The organism is Paraburkholderia sp. J41 (assembly GCF_905220235.1).
Taxonomy (GTDB): domain Bacteria; phylum Pseudomonadota; class Gammaproteobacteria; order Burkholderiales; family Burkholderiaceae; genus Paraburkholderia.
The window spans coordinates 17,884-30,556 of sequence record NZ_CAJMZE010000055.1; the positions used below are offsets into that span (position 1 = coordinate 17,884).

The following is a 12,673-nucleotide window of genomic DNA, read 5'->3' on the forward strand; positions in this document are numbered from 1 at the left end:
GTATTTGAAGGGGCGTATGACGCACCGTTTCTCCCCGCTGCGGGCAGCCGCAGCCGCCTGCGTGGCCGGCGTCGCCTTTGCGGCGCTGCCGGCGCACGCCGGTATCTTCGACGACGATCAGGCGCGCCAGGCGATTCTCGACCTGCGTGCGAAGACGGACAACCTGGCAAGCCAGTTGTCCGCCGCGCAGCGCACGATCCTCGATCAGTCCAACCATATCGACCAGCTCAACCAGCAGGTCGCGACGTTGCGCGGACAGAACGAGGACGTGGCGAACCAGCTGGCGACCCTGCAGAAGCAGCAGAAGGACTACTACACGGACCTCGATACGCGGCTCAAGAAGTTCGAGCCGCAACAGGAAACCGTGGACGGCGTGCAAGGCACCGTTCAGCCGGGTGAAACGGATGCGTTCAACGCCGCTTCCCAGCAGTTCCGCAACGGCGACTTCAAGAACGCGGCTGCGTCGTTCCGCAGCTTCATCGCGAAGTATCCGCAAAGCCCGTATCAGCCGACCGCGCAATACTGGCTCGGCAATGCCCTCTATGCGCTGAAGGACTACAAGGGTTCGACGGCGACGTGGCAGAACGTGGTCAAGAACTATCCGCAACATCCGCGCGCCCCGGAGGCGTTGCTGGCCATTGCGAACAATCAGATCGAGCAAGGGCAAAAGGCTGCGGCCAAGCACACGCTCGAGCAGATCGTCGCGCAATACAGCAGCTCGGATGTTGCCCAGACGGCGCAGAGCAAGCTCACCCAGCTCAAATAAGCGCTGCTGGACGATGTTGATGTTGGCGTGACGCGGCGTGCCCGATTGCCGCTGGTTATCGGGTTGTTGGGTGCCACCGCGAAATGCGCCTCTCGCAAACCAAGGATGGGCCCGAGGCACGGCGTGCTTCGGGCCTTTTCCTTTTGGGCCCTTTTCCTTTTGGGCCCTTTTCCTTTTGGGCCCTTTTCCTTTTGGGCCCTTTTCCTTTTGGGCCCTTTTCCTTTTGAGCCCTTTTCCTTTCGGCGCATCCCGGCAATCCCCCGACAACGGCGGCGATTTTTCGAGCGCGAAGCGTGTCGGCGCGGGGTTGACGTCCATAGCCGGTCCCGCTACAATCCCGCTTCTTTCGGGTCGTTAGCTCAGTTGGTAGAGCAGCGGACTTTTAATCCGTTGGTCACAGGTTCGAATCCCGTACGGCCTACCAAAAGATTCAAGGGCTTAGCTTCGGCTAGGCCCTTTTTCTTGCTCCGCAAAAGTGGTGATGCTCCGCAAAATCGCCTCTAGAGTGAACAAGTGGGGACACGCTAGCACTGCCTTTGGTATCCTAAAGCGAACCACGGCGCGACGCGCCCAGGTCCTAGAAATGCGGCCATGCCTATCTGGCGGGTGCCGAAGGTGGACAAAATGGACGACCAAGACGAATACCTGTTTCGAATAGGTGCGTACACACCCGCAACGATTCCGATGGAGCGGTTAGCGAAATACATCGCTGCGCTCGCACGGCTGCTCGGGAACAGTGCGAGCGTCCACCTCGACCACTTGCAAGAAGGCAGCACGATGCCTGTGCTAAAAGTGGACTTCGAAGCCGCGCCTAAGGTATCGCAACGCGTCGGTGACCTGAGTCGCGGTGAAGCTGCGAACGATGCCACGGCCGGGTACGACGAACTCAACTCGCTTCTTAGAGACGACAACGCTACCGGAGAACTTCGTCACAGGCACGCGGGGCACCAGACCGAGGCGGTCGTCCTTCTATTCCCCGGTAAAGATCTTCCGCGCCCCCTCAAATTCGGCCCCTTCACGGAGCCTGCAACTATTGATGGCGAACTCGTCAGAGTCGGCGGACGCGACAAAAGCGCACACGCAACCATCGTAGATCCTGAAGGCCGGTCGTGGCACGGAGAAATCAGTCGTGAGCTTGCGCAAGAGCTTGCTCCGTACTTGTACAAGGGGCCGGTACTGAGAGTGAACGGCGATGCTCGCTGGGAGCGCCGTGAAGACAACACTTGGCATCTTCTAACCCTAAAAATCAACGAGTTCATCGTACTCGATGAAGACACGCTGCTTGATGTCACTGACCGCCTCCGCAAGCTGGAAGCTTCCGGCTGGAGCAAACACAGCGATATCGACGGGTACATTAACGCCTTGCGGGGCGAAAGCGACGGGCTGCACTGATGGTAGTCTTTGACACTTCTTTCCTCGCGCTCGCGTTCGACAGCGGATATAAAGCGCCTCTGGATCCGGCTACGGGCCAACCGCTGACTCAATGCGTCGAGAGGATTAACGGCCTCATCGCCCACCTGAATTCGTCGAAACAGCGCATTCTTATCCCGACGCCCGTCTTGGCCGAATACTTGGTCGAAGGCGGCCCAGATAAAGATAAGCGGCTCCAGATCTTTGCGAACTCCCGCGTCTTTTCCGTCGCCTCGTTTGATCAACGGGCAGCGATCGAATGCGCCATGCTTGAGGACGGTGACTCTAAAAAGAAAAAAAAGCTAACTCCCGCCGAGACCAAAGCAAAAGTTAAGTTCGACCGCCAAGTGATTGCCGTGGCCAAAGCTCATCGAGCTCACAGCCTATACACCGGCGATCAAAAACTCGCAGACCGAGCAAACGAAAATGGCATTAACGCTATCTTGACGTGGGAAGTCCCGCTTCCGCTTTCGGCAGCACAGCTTAAACTGAACTACGAAGCAGAAGACGCCCCGACTTGACTGCCCGCCATGGGTGGGTGGTGCCCACCCTATTTTGTTGGTTCCACCTTGTCGCCCTTCCGCTCGCGCACGTAGTGCTCGGTCATTTTCAAAGACTGATGCCCCAATTGAAGCTGCGCAGCTCGAATGTCTCCCGACGATTCAGTCTTGTCAGTCCCAGCCTTGGCCCGAAGGTCGCGGAACTGGAATAGGTCTTTCTCCACCCGCGCGGCAAGACGAGCGCGATCGAAGCGAAATCGAAGTGCATCTCGCATCAACCGCTCACCAGCCTCATTGACTACAAGCCAGTCACACTTCGAGCTGCAAGCCAACTTACGCGTGCGAATTCGATCAATCACGGCTGCAAGCTCGCCAGACACCGTGATACGTAATTTCTTGCCCCGTTTCCCTTGCACAACCCAAAGCTCCCCACCTCGGATATCGCTTTCGGCAAACTTCAAGGTGTCTGCGGGCCGCTGTCCAGTCAGGTAGGCAAGATCCATCGCGTCGCGGGTCGGCTGATCGGCAACTGTCCAGACACGTTGAAAAACGTCATCTTCCACATACACCGTTCGACCGCCTTCCTTATGCCGTCTAACACCGACGCAAGGATTGACCACATCGGTAATTCCGTGTTCACGGGCGAAATTGAAGATGTGCGAGAACAACGCTATTTCCCGATTACCACGAACGTGGCCTGGTCGAACAGGCACATCCCGTCCCTGCTCGACATACCATTGACGAGCCAGATCGCTGCGCCACGTTAAGTATTGCTTCACGTGGACCGGTCGAATGTGACCAAGCTGCGCGGGCGGATCGTCAAAGAACTTGTAAAGATTTGCCAGCTCAAGCAGGTTGTCCCGCTGCGTGCGCCGCGACTTCGTCGGCAACACCTCACGCACATACCGCTCCGCAGCATATCGGAAAGTGACTAGCTCCGAGTGCCTATCTTTACCTTGCGTCTCAAGCTCAGACCACTTTCGCACGGCTTCAACGAAGTCGGCACCGAGCGGCACCTCTCGGCGCGGTGTCCCACCAACGTCAAAGTAATAGTAAATAGCACCGCTGCGCTGCTTACGCGCACGCATGCCCGGCGGCAAGCTTAGGTTCTTCCACGGACGACGCCCCATATCAGCCAGCCACCACGCGCGGTTGCCAAGAAACACGAGCAACACGATCACCTGAAACCTGTGCACGACCTTCAATCGCCGCACGTGCCACGACTGGTTGTCCTAGCGCGTTGACAAAGAAAGGAACACCCATGGACCGCAGAGCGTGAATTTGCTTCGCCTTAACCTTTCTACCAGTAAGTTGTACTAATTCTTCTATCGAAAGAAACATATCTGCGATCTCAATTTTCCCGAGTAGATAACCAAAAACACCCCAATTCTTGATTCCAGTACGACTGGCATCTGTCCAGCGTTGAGCCGACTCGCAGAGCCGAATCGAAGACCAGCTTTATTGCTTCCGCAGGGTTATCGGCCAGCAGATGCGCAATCGACTGATCCTCCGGAACAGCGATACCCCTACTTGTCCAATATCGCTTTTCATTCACCGCGTGCTCTGCGAAATCCTTCGTCATGTATTTGCAGAGATACGACGCCAACTTGTGACGTAACCCTTTTTCCCTGAACGGGTTACGCACATCGATATTTCCGTTGTCCTGCCCGACTACACTGCGCCAAATCGCTCGTAGGACGCGATAGTTCTGACGGCCCCTAACAGCGACGTGAAGGTGCCATGCACCGCGTTTCTGACGTTCGGCTACGGCGACGTACTGGAAGTCAACCAAGCGCCCAAGCCGCCTCCTCAAAGCGTCGAAATCTTTCTTGAGCCGATCCTTATCGATCATGTTTTCTCGATACGTCAACGTGATCATCCGATCCGCTCGAATCGCTTTGCAGCGCAACCGCACTTGCTTCTTTGCGCGCTTCGCAGCATCCATCTGGTTCTGCTCGGTGTTTTCGGACTCCCCACGCTTAGCCCTAGGCAACGTACTTAAATGTTGGGCTCCCATGTAACGATCAAATCTAGTGGCCGTCACCTCCACTTGTCCGTCTCCGAAATTTCGCCCACGAATCACCCATTCCCGGCGAAAGGCCGAGAAATTGCCTATACTCTCGTCGTGCATTGCAACTGTCCTTGTAATGCTGTTGTTCAAAGCCTCGAACCGCTGCAACGGTCGGGGCTTTTTCTTTTGTGTGGTCTACCTGTTATGTCCTTGGCCTAGGCTCAATCTCCATATTCCGTTAAGTGTCCCTGATATAAATCTAGGCGCGCTTCGCGCGCCCGGCTGTCCTCGCTTAACGCTGCGGGCAGGCGGCCGCGCAAAGCGCCTCCGCCAGTTACGCCCCGCGTAGTTCGGCATGGGTTGCGCCGCCCCTTGGCCGTCACAACCCATCCCGAAGCGTATGGAGGTGTAGCCCGTGTAAAGGCCGCGCCGCTACGCGGTCGGCTACGCCGAGCCTTGACACAGGCGCAATCCGTCGTTGCTGCGACAAACGCCCCATGGTCCAGCAGTCAGTCAAATGCGCGAGACCTGAAGCACCAGCACAATGTCCGAGCGCGATCCCGATAGGCTTCGCCCGTCCATGAACGACGGAAGCCAGCGGATACCGCTAGTCACGATCGAGTCCTTGCCTTGGCTCAATCCGCCCATCACTACCACCTCGCCATCACGCAGCGTCATGCTCGTCTCCGACTTGCGCGTGTTCTTGGTCGGCGAGTTATTCACGCCCGTGCTGGTCTTCTGGAAGTCCGAAATCTCGACCGTCACATCAGTGTCGATCACGTCATCCTTCACGGTCGGCTGCACGTCGAAGATCACTCCCGCGTCCTGGTACGTCACCGACTGCACCGGAGCCGCACTCGAGTTTGGATACGACACCGAGTCAATCACCGGAACCGACTGCCCGACGTTGAGCCGCCCATGCTTTCCGGAAGCCACGCGTATGTTCGGCGATGTGACTACGTGGAAGCGGCTGTCGGAGTCGAGCGCAGCAATCGCTGCATCCAAAAACCCCGTATGCAGCCGTAGCGCGTTCGCATTGTCGTCCACCGTCCCAGCGCCCAGCGAAATCCCCAGCCGCCCGCCAAGGATGCTTGCCGCCAACTGAAAACCCGTTGTCCTGTCGTTTTCCGTTGAGACCTCATACACCCACGCACGAATCGCGACTTCGCCCGTCTTGGTGTCCACCTGCGGCAGCACCGACTTGAGCATGGCAATCTCCCTGGCTGAGCCGAGAAACACCATCGTGTCCGACGACTGATCGACCATTGCCGCCGCCGAGGTAGGCGACGCATCGGCGCGCGCACGCGATCCAGCCGCAGCAGGCACGGTCCGGTTCATCGTGAATTGCCCGTTAAACAGCGGCTGCACCAGCCGCGCCAGATAGTCCGCAGTCCGATACTTGGGCGTATACACAAACACCTGCTTGTCTGCCTCCGCCTTGTCGTCGTCCTTGCGCTTGAACACATAATCGACGCCGTTTTTGGTGGTCACGCCGAACCCAAGCGAGGCGAGAAAATCGTTCAGTACGTCGCGAATGTCGCCCTTCGTCCGGTCGAAGCGGAACGACACCGTACGCGTGTCGGCCAACACCTCGGGCGCAATCACGTACTGCGACTGGAGCATGTCCGCATATACGAGGTCGATCACCTGGGCCACGTTGACGAACCGCAGATCCACTGATTTCGCGTTGCCCATCTTCAACGGCACCACGGGCGGCGCAGGCAGCGGACCCGCACTTACCGCGCTAGACAATGGCGCAGACAGCGACGGCGGCAGGGGAGGGAGGCCCGGCATCGACGTTGGCACGGGAGGTTCAGCACCACGGGCGACGCCGACCGTGAGCAGCAGCGCAGCCGCAAGCTGCTTCATTTCGCCACCCCGCCCAAGCCCGCCGATGTCGCACCACCGCCGCCACCGGCGACAGGCTTCGTGCCGGAAAAGGTCGAGACCTGTTCGCCGTCGATCATGCCGACGCGCACCACGCCTGTGTTCTGGAACATCGATGGGCTTTCCATACGCAGCCGCCCCACGCTATCGGCGACCACCACCCACGACCGGCCCGGCCCGCTGTAGCTCCCAACAATGCGCCAGTTTTCCGAGAATGACGGTTTAGAACCGCCCGCAGCGCGCCCGGAGGATGCCGCCGGATTCGCGGCGCCCGACGAAGCCGTCACAGGGGACGCTGCCGCCGCCGTAGTTCCATGCGCGGCACGGTGGAAGAACGTCCACAGGAACCGCACTGACACGATTGGCATCACCACCAACATCACGACGATCAGCCAAAGCCGCTTGTTACGCAGGATGTTCTGCCGCTTGTCGACCACGGCTTCCTTCCCGCCCACGCCCGCATAGCTCTTGTAGAGCGGGAAAATTTCCTTGCTGTACTTGCGCACGTAGGTGCCAATGCGCGTCTTGCTGTTCTGCTTCCAGCCCTCGTACTGCTCGACCCGGTAGCCCGACGACAGACCGAGCGACTTGAGCTTGTGCATGCGGAACGACAATTCCACAACTGGCTTGACCTTACGATGCAGGTCACCAATGTCCTGCACCATCAAGACCACGTCACAGGCCACGCCGGTATCGGGATGCGTGAAGTGCCGGTGCATACGGAAGAACGCCATGTGCTCGTCGGAGATCTTCTTGTCCGACGCCCACAGCTTCCACGCCTCATCGACCACCAACAGGTCGCCTGACTGCACGAAACCCGGCGTAACAGTCGCACCGTCCGCCGACTCATGCTCGACCGGGAAAAAGGCCGGCTCGCTGATGTCATCGGTACGCACGTGCACAACTGCGCCGAAACGCGAGCCGTCGCCGCGTCCCTTGCCGATCAAAAAATCGTGGATGCGCTCCTCGTTAATGCCGTCCACATTGGTCACGACCCGCCGCCCGCTGACAATCGCGTCGAGCAGCGGACCCTGCACGACCTCATACGACTTGCCCGAACCCATCACGCCGCAATACGCATTGATCGCCATCGCGTTACCCGATTATCGGCAGTCGCCGAATGATGAACCGCGTCACATAGGCCGACACCAGCAGCGGTGCACCGTAGCTAAACGCGCACAGGTCGAGGAAAAACCAAACGTCGTTGCCAATCGACCCGAACGTCCCGGCCAACGACGAGGCGGACGGCAGCACGCCCGACGACTGGAGGAACGAGACGGCCTCGGTCACGAAGAAATAGAGCGCGAAGTATAAGAAGAACTTCGCGACGACCGAGCGCAGAAGAAAGCCGAGCGCTACATTCGCCGCAGAGACGAGAATCGCAAACATGCCTCCTCCCCTTACGCGCGTAGCACGACGAACAGCGCCGCGAGCGTGAACATCGCCGCGAACGCGGTATAGATTGCCGTGCGGTTCGATTCGGCCAGGTCGCACTGTGCCGTGACCGTGAAAGAATGACCCAGCACCGAAAACGACGGTTCTGGACACGCCGAACCATGCGCTGGCACTGCCCAGTGCTTCAGGTCGGGCAGCAGGCCCATCACAGGCGATAGGATCATCGAAATGGTCGGCGTCGATTCCAGCGTCGGCGAGACCACGCCCGGATCAGCGCCAAGATCTACCGACACCTTATTGACAACGTTAACGTTCGGCGTGTTGACCACATTCACGTCCGTCCCGTTACTCGCGCTTGGACTGCTCCCCGCATTAGGCGCTGAAGCGTCCCCCGGCTGCACGGTCGGGCTAATGGTCACCGTCGATATGCCTGGATCCGTCGCCGGGCGGAACAAGTCCCCGACATTCGGCATCGCAGTAGGATTCGCAGCGGCCCACGGCTGCACATCGTTCGCCGTTAGTGGTTGCGTCACCGAGTACGGCAGACCTTGGTAACCGGGCTGGTTGGCCGCCTGCTGCCACGTCTGGTTTGTAAGCTGCGCGAGCGTGTTGGGGTCGAGCGGCGTGGCAATCGAGGACGACGAAAGGTTCGGATAGATCTGCGACAGGTCGCTGCCACTGATCGGCTTCACGCCAGGACCAACGGTCCAGTTCGTCAGCGGCTGAGTACTCGATTGCAACGAGTAAATGCAGTTTCCGCTGCTGTCGTATGAGCCGCAATGGTTGTAGAGCGTCGTTTGCGTCAGCGTCTGCTGCGTACCGTCCACGTTCGGCTGCCAGAAAACGTTCACACTCACAACTTGGTCCGCCCCATTGGGCGGCACCGTCGAACCACTCTGCGCGCCGTAGGTCGCCAGATACTGCTGAAACTGCTGCACCTGATTGAGCGTGTTGGGGATCATTTCCATGTCACCCGCGACCCAATCAAAGTTCTTTTGCCCACTCGTCGGCGCAGCCGGAAGCGCAGCGCAGGGGTTCGACGGCATGCATGATGAGGTGTGGTACACGGGGATGCCGATTGACGCCGCCCATGTCCACGGGTTCACCATGTTTCCCGCGCCGGGGTCGGGCGCAGGCGTGCCCATGTACCCCGCCCCCACCCCTTGCGGCAGCGGCTGCTGGGCCGTGATCGTCTTACCATCGAATGAGCGGGACAGCGATACGCTGCCCGCATACAACGCCGATCCCGCAGCAAGGATGCCCACCCCCGCCGCGATTGTCAGCCACACCGGTGCACCCGCGAACCCTAGACCCACAGCAGCCCCCGTACTCACAACATTAAGCGCCGTCGAAACTTGCCCCATGCTGGCCAGCGTCGCCGCGATGCGCGGATCGTTTGCCGCGAACCCGCGCGCAATCGCTACGCGCGAGATGATGGCCGCCTCCGCTCGATTGATGACAAGGTTCTCGACCGGCGCAAGCAGTGCCTGCGCATGTACAACCTGCGAGCCGAACAGGCTGCTCAGCGCAACGAATAGAACCACATCCCTGACACGCATTAAGACTCCTTAAGTCCTGCCACCACGGCCCATGCGCAGACCATTCCGAACACAAACATGATCAGATACCAAGCACTATTCGTATCCATGAAGTCGCCTCAGTTAAAACGGGGGCCGCAGCCCCCGCAATACGTGGCCGTGCGGCCCGAGACTTATGCGCCTCGGACCATGCCGATCAGGATCTTCGCGCCCTTGATGGCGATATACACCGTGATCAGAGTGGCCGCGACCGCGAGCACGCCCGTCGTGACGGTCGAAAAGTCGATTCCGCTCGTCAGGGTCGAGAAGTCGGGGGTGGTCGTAGCTGCTTGGGCGTGTGCCGCACCGGTGCACGCCGCAGCTGAACATGCGGTGAATTTCAACAGCCGTTGGAGCTTTGCTTTCATGCTTGTTTTCCTTAAAAGAGCGGTCTCACCCGCGATATTGAATTCAGGCGCGCCGGAGAAAATTGACGACTGCGCCTGCTCCGTGACTTACCAACCACAAACCAACAATGGTCGTGAACGCCACGCCCCAAAAGCCAGCCGCAACGGTGTAGTCGAACGGCTGCACTATCGAGTTTATGTACCCCGCACTGTCCGGCGAGAGCACGTAAGCTTGCTGTTGTTGAACTCGGAAAGCTTGCCCGCCAGTGGATGGGCATAGCTGTTGATCTATCTCGCTTGGCTGATCATTTGACGACAGCGGGATGCAAACGAGGATGCTCTGGATCGAGCCGGCCGGCATAACCGTTACGCCGCCTTCGCGTCGGGCTTCGGTTGCGCTCGCACCGGGCCGTACGGAACCAGCGACACGATCCGCGGCACAAGGCGTCCCGCGTCTTGACCATTGCCTTGGGCCAACGCAAATTCGGCTAGGTAGTCACCCGGTTGGGTGTCTGCAAGGCTCTGGGGCAGGTTGATAACCCCGACAACGATGTTGGTTCCGTCCGACGAGGATTGCTCGAGGATTGATTGCGCTTCTCGAATAACCCACGGACGCCCGGTTTTTACAGACGTGCCGCTACGTTCGTTGATAGCCAGGATGGTGAGCTTTTGCTTCGAAGTCATCGTGTTTCTCCAGATTTCGGTTCAACAATTCAGTTAGTTTTCACTCGCGAAAAATTACCTGTTGGTTAATGTTTTGCGGAGCAGCGCGAGTACGCACATATTGCAGACGCGTCGGCCTATAATGGGTCGCAAAATACTCAAAAGAGGTTTTTTGATACCTATGGGACGACCGAAAAAGACAGCCGAAGCACTGAGTGCACAGGCCGAATTGACACAACAGTTTGTCTGCGCAATCGAGGCGCACTGTCTAACGCAAGCAGCCGCGAAGGACTCGGGCTCCCATCGCGAACCAGTAACCGTGCGGGCTGGAAAGGTGAGCGCAACTGCAATCGAGCGTTTACTTGGTATCACCGAAACCACGGGCAGAACGTGGAACGCATATCGCCGAGGCGACAGAACATGGCCGCTGTCTACCCTCGAACAGAAGATTCGGGTTGCAGTGCGAGCGAGATTGCTATCGCCGGAGATGGCGTCCGCACTTCAGCGAAAGATGCGGTTCGCAGCGCTTGCGGAGTGCGAGCCTACTGTCGATCCGGTTTGGGAGCACGGCGAAAAGGCTGTAGATGAGACGCTCGCACTCGCCGAATTTCGCCGCAAGCAATATGGTGCCGGGGACGCTTTGGACATGTTGCGGCCACTGCTCGACTACGCCGAGCAGATTCGCGCGGAAGCGATGTTGCAAGACGCCTCGATGGAAGTATTCAATCCGATGCCGCCTGACATCGACATTTGAACCGACACCATCGCCTGAAGCGCGACCAAATAACCTCAATGGCTTCAAAGCTGCGCCAAACGAGGACGGTTCTGCTGCTGCGCAACCAAATAACCTCGCGTTTGCCCGGTCGTGACGACGCGGCTGCCGTCGGCGCGACCAAATAACCTCGACAATGACCTATTGGCAGGGCATGTAGTGCCGCTGCCCGGGGTGCGACCAGATAACCCCGTGTCTGACTGGCCGATGAGCGCCGCCACAGGCATCTGCGTCGGCGACCAAATAACCCCACACCTCGCATCGATTGGGGGCAGTCAAAGTGCCGTACTCGGGGCGCGACCAAATAACCTCACGGAACATCGGCTTTGGCCGCGGCAATCGCAGGCGACGCGCGACCAAATAACCCCACGCGCAGAGTCGCACTTGCTGCATGCGCGCTAGCGCGTTAGTAATACCTAACCCACAGGCAGGAACTACATCATGAGTACAGCCCCTCTCCCGAGCTTTATTTCTGAAGGCGATTCGAAGACGGTGGACGCGATGCTCGCCTTCTTCCTGTATGAGTGCCCGTCCAGCATGATCCCATCGCCGGACGAAGTGGCTGCATGGGCGCTCGCCCTCACTGAGCGGGGCGATGAGTTTGCTGGGCACGCTGAGGCGTGCAGAAAATGGGCGCAAGGGGAAGGCTAAGTTACGTCGTCACGCGTTTTCCGATAATCGTTACGCCTTCCGTGTAACTGTATCCGTAACCATATCCGTAGCCCCCGCCGCCGTGATTAACGCCGCCAAACTTCACCTCGTACTTGAAATCGTAAGCGCCGGATATCACGGGAGTTACCGAGACCACCTCGTACCCTTCGCGGTTCAATTGTTGAACTGCCCTCTCGATGTCGGCAGAGAGCCGCAGACCGTCAATCTCCCTATTTGAATAGCCGGTCTGCTCCCATTTTGTAACTTTCTTCGTCACGTCCTTCTCAAAACCGAGAAAACCCTTCTTCGTCTCGCCGGTCGGAACTTCTCGGGTAACGTCCTTGCCTACGGGTTTGAAAAAAGCTTCGATGTACACGATCTTGTTCATGATTGGCGCAGATGGAATGTTGTGGTCGATCGGAAATGCGATTCTTCATACATATCGGCATTCATGCCAAAAAATTTAGGACCGAAAGGACCACACGTAGCGGACCACTCAATACGACAAAACGAACTGATGCGACCGCTCCGCAAAGTCCTCAAATCTCCATACCGGGCAAGCACGCGCCTTATCGTGATCAACTCCAATTGCGGTGCAAAAATAGTACATAGACCATTGTTTTCATTGAAAATTGACTAGGACTTTTAATCCGTTGGTCACTGGTTCGAATCCAGTACGGCCTACCAGGCATCA

The 12,673-nt window shown here is 58.4% G+C and carries 15 protein-coding genes and 1 tRNA gene; 6 read left to right on the forward strand and 10 right to left on the reverse strand.

Going from position 1 to position 12,673, the window contains the following annotated elements:
- The first annotated feature begins 16 nt into the window (after positions 1–16).
- From ybgF to U5805_RS30390, 4 genes are all read left to right on the forward strand, one after another.
- On the forward strand, positions 17–766 hold the full coding sequence (gene ybgF / locus U5805_RS30375) for a tol-pal system protein YbgF (RefSeq protein ID WP_322107188.1): 750 nt from the start codon (positions 17–19) through the stop codon (positions 764–766).
- Positions 767–1,114: 348 nt separating this feature from the next.
- Positions 1,115–1,190, forward strand: a tRNA-Lys gene (locus U5805_RS30380).
- A gap of 200 nt (positions 1,191–1,390) precedes the next feature.
- Positions 1,391–2,158, forward strand: a complete 768-nt coding sequence (locus U5805_RS30385) for a hypothetical protein (protein WP_322107189.1) — start codon at positions 1,391–1,393, stop codon at positions 2,156–2,158.
- A complete protein-coding gene (locus U5805_RS30390) occupies positions 2,158–2,697 on the forward strand; it encodes a hypothetical protein (protein WP_322107190.1) in 540 nt (179 codons plus the stop codon). The genes U5805_RS30385 and U5805_RS30390 overlap by 1 nt, the downstream gene beginning before the upstream one ends.
- 29 nt (positions 2,698–2,726) lie before the next feature.
- On the opposite strand, the gene U5805_RS30395 is transcribed toward U5805_RS30390, so the two are convergent.
- The 9 genes from U5805_RS30395 to U5805_RS30435 all read right to left on the reverse strand — a co-directional run bounded on the left by U5805_RS30395 (position 2,727) and on the right by U5805_RS30435 (position 10,577).
- Positions 2,727–3,872 carry a tyrosine-type recombinase/integrase gene (locus U5805_RS30395; RefSeq protein ID WP_322107203.1) on the reverse strand — a complete coding sequence of 382 codons (1,146 nt, stop codon included), beginning with the start codon at positions 3,870–3,872 and terminating at the stop codon, positions 2,727–2,729.
- The gene (locus U5805_RS30400; RefSeq protein WP_322107191.1) at positions 3,808–4,017 is read right to left on the reverse strand and encodes a DUF4224 domain-containing protein; all 210 of its coding nucleotides are present in this window, start codon (positions 4,015–4,017) and stop codon (positions 3,808–3,810) included. Before U5805_RS30400 ends, U5805_RS30395 begins: the two co-directional genes overlap by 65 nt.
- Positions 4,018–4,027: 10 nt before the next feature.
- The gene (locus U5805_RS30405) at positions 4,028–4,807 is read right to left on the reverse strand and encodes a hypothetical protein (RefSeq protein ID WP_322107192.1); all 780 of its coding nucleotides are present in this window, start codon (positions 4,805–4,807) and stop codon (positions 4,028–4,030) included.
- Positions 4,808–5,200: 393 nt separating this feature from the next.
- Positions 5,201–6,556 (reverse strand): type II secretory pathway protein, encoded by a 1,356-nt coding sequence (locus U5805_RS30410; RefSeq protein WP_322107193.1) that lies wholly within the window; start codon positions 6,554–6,556, stop codon positions 5,201–5,203.
- Positions 6,553–7,665 carry a zonular occludens toxin domain-containing protein gene (locus U5805_RS30415; protein WP_322107194.1) on the reverse strand — a complete coding sequence of 371 codons (1,113 nt, stop codon included), beginning with the start codon at positions 7,663–7,665 and terminating at the stop codon, positions 6,553–6,555. The genes U5805_RS30410 and U5805_RS30415 overlap by 4 nt, the downstream gene beginning before the upstream one ends.
- Before the next feature lie 4 nt (positions 7,666–7,669).
- Positions 7,670–7,963, reverse strand: a complete 294-nt coding sequence (locus U5805_RS30420; RefSeq protein ID WP_322107195.1) for a DUF2523 family protein — start codon at positions 7,961–7,963, stop codon at positions 7,670–7,672.
- A gap of 11 nt (positions 7,964–7,974) precedes the next feature.
- Positions 7,975–9,528 carry a hypothetical protein gene (locus tag U5805_RS30425; protein WP_322107196.1) on the reverse strand — a complete coding sequence of 518 codons (1,554 nt, stop codon included), beginning with the start codon at positions 9,526–9,528 and terminating at the stop codon, positions 7,975–7,977.
- Positions 9,529–9,680: 152 nt separating this feature from the next.
- The gene (locus U5805_RS30430) at positions 9,681–9,914 is read right to left on the reverse strand and encodes a major capsid protein (RefSeq protein ID WP_322107197.1); all 234 of its coding nucleotides are present in this window, start codon (positions 9,912–9,914) and stop codon (positions 9,681–9,683) included.
- Between the two features lie 345 nt (positions 9,915–10,259).
- Positions 10,260–10,577: a cellulose synthase gene (locus U5805_RS30435; protein ID WP_322107198.1), complete on the reverse strand. Its 318-nt coding sequence runs from the start codon at positions 10,575–10,577 to the stop codon at positions 10,260–10,262.
- Positions 10,578–10,737: 160 nt separating this feature from the next.
- Between U5805_RS30435 and U5805_RS30440 the strand changes: the two genes are divergently transcribed.
- Together U5805_RS30440 and U5805_RS30445 are read left to right on the forward strand one after the other, a co-directional pair.
- Complete coding sequence (locus U5805_RS30440) at positions 10,738–11,310, forward strand: hypothetical protein (RefSeq protein WP_322107199.1); 573 nt, start codon at positions 10,738–10,740, stop codon at positions 11,308–11,310.
- A 459-nt stretch (positions 11,311–11,769) separates the two neighbouring features.
- A complete protein-coding gene (locus tag U5805_RS30445; protein WP_322107200.1) occupies positions 11,770–11,979 on the forward strand; it encodes a hypothetical protein in 210 nt (69 codons plus the stop codon).
- Between the two features lies 1 nt (position 11,980).
- On the opposite strand, the gene U5805_RS30450 is transcribed toward U5805_RS30445, so the two are convergent.
- Positions 11,981–12,367 (reverse strand): hypothetical protein, encoded by a 387-nt coding sequence (locus tag U5805_RS30450; protein WP_322107201.1) that lies wholly within the window; start codon positions 12,365–12,367, stop codon positions 11,981–11,983.
- Positions 12,368–12,673 lie beyond the last annotated feature (306 nt).

Excerpts from the sequence above, each read along its gene's own strand:
- U5805_RS30430 (WP_322107197.1), bottom strand. The coding sequence starts at position 9,914 with ATGAAAGCAAAGCTCCAACGGCTGTTGAAATTCACCGCATGTTCAGCT.
- U5805_RS30390 (WP_322107190.1), top strand. The coding sequence starts at position 2,158 with ATGGTAGTCTTTGACACTTCTTTCCTCGCGCTCGCGTTCGACAGCGGA.
- U5805_RS30405 (WP_322107192.1), bottom strand. The coding sequence starts at position 4,807 with ATGCACGACGAGAGTATAGGCAATTTCTCGGCCTTTCGCCGGGAATGG.
- U5805_RS30400 (WP_322107191.1), bottom strand. The coding sequence starts at position 4,017 with ATGTTTCTTTCGATAGAAGAATTAGTACAACTTACTGGTAGAAAGGTT.
- U5805_RS30425 (WP_322107196.1), bottom strand. The coding sequence starts at position 9,528 with ATGCGTGTCAGGGATGTGGTTCTATTCGTTGCGCTGAGCAGCCTGTTC.
- U5805_RS30435 (WP_322107198.1), bottom strand. The coding sequence starts at position 10,577 with ATGACTTCGAAGCAAAAGCTCACCATCCTGGCTATCAACGAACGTAGC.
- U5805_RS30445 (WP_322107200.1), top strand. The coding sequence starts at position 11,770 with ATGAGTACAGCCCCTCTCCCGAGCTTTATTTCTGAAGGCGATTCGAAG.
- U5805_RS30415 (WP_322107194.1), bottom strand. The coding sequence starts at position 7,665 with ATGGCGATCAATGCGTATTGCGGCGTGATGGGTTCGGGCAAGTCGTAT.
- U5805_RS30440 (WP_322107199.1), top strand. The coding sequence starts at position 10,738 with ATGGGACGACCGAAAAAGACAGCCGAAGCACTGAGTGCACAGGCCGAA.
- U5805_RS30410 (WP_322107193.1), bottom strand. The coding sequence starts at position 6,556 with ATGAAGCAGCTTGCGGCTGCGCTGCTGCTCACGGTCGGCGTCGCCCGT.
- U5805_RS30385 (WP_322107189.1), top strand. The coding sequence starts at position 1,391 with ATGGACGACCAAGACGAATACCTGTTTCGAATAGGTGCGTACACACCC.
- U5805_RS30450 (WP_322107201.1), bottom strand. The coding sequence starts at position 12,367 with ATGAACAAGATCGTGTACATCGAAGCTTTTTTCAAACCCGTAGGCAAG.
- ybgF (WP_322107188.1), top strand. The coding sequence starts at position 17 with ATGACGCACCGTTTCTCCCCGCTGCGGGCAGCCGCAGCCGCCTGCGTG.
- U5805_RS30420 (WP_322107195.1), bottom strand. The coding sequence starts at position 7,963 with ATGTTTGCGATTCTCGTCTCTGCGGCGAATGTAGCGCTCGGCTTTCTT.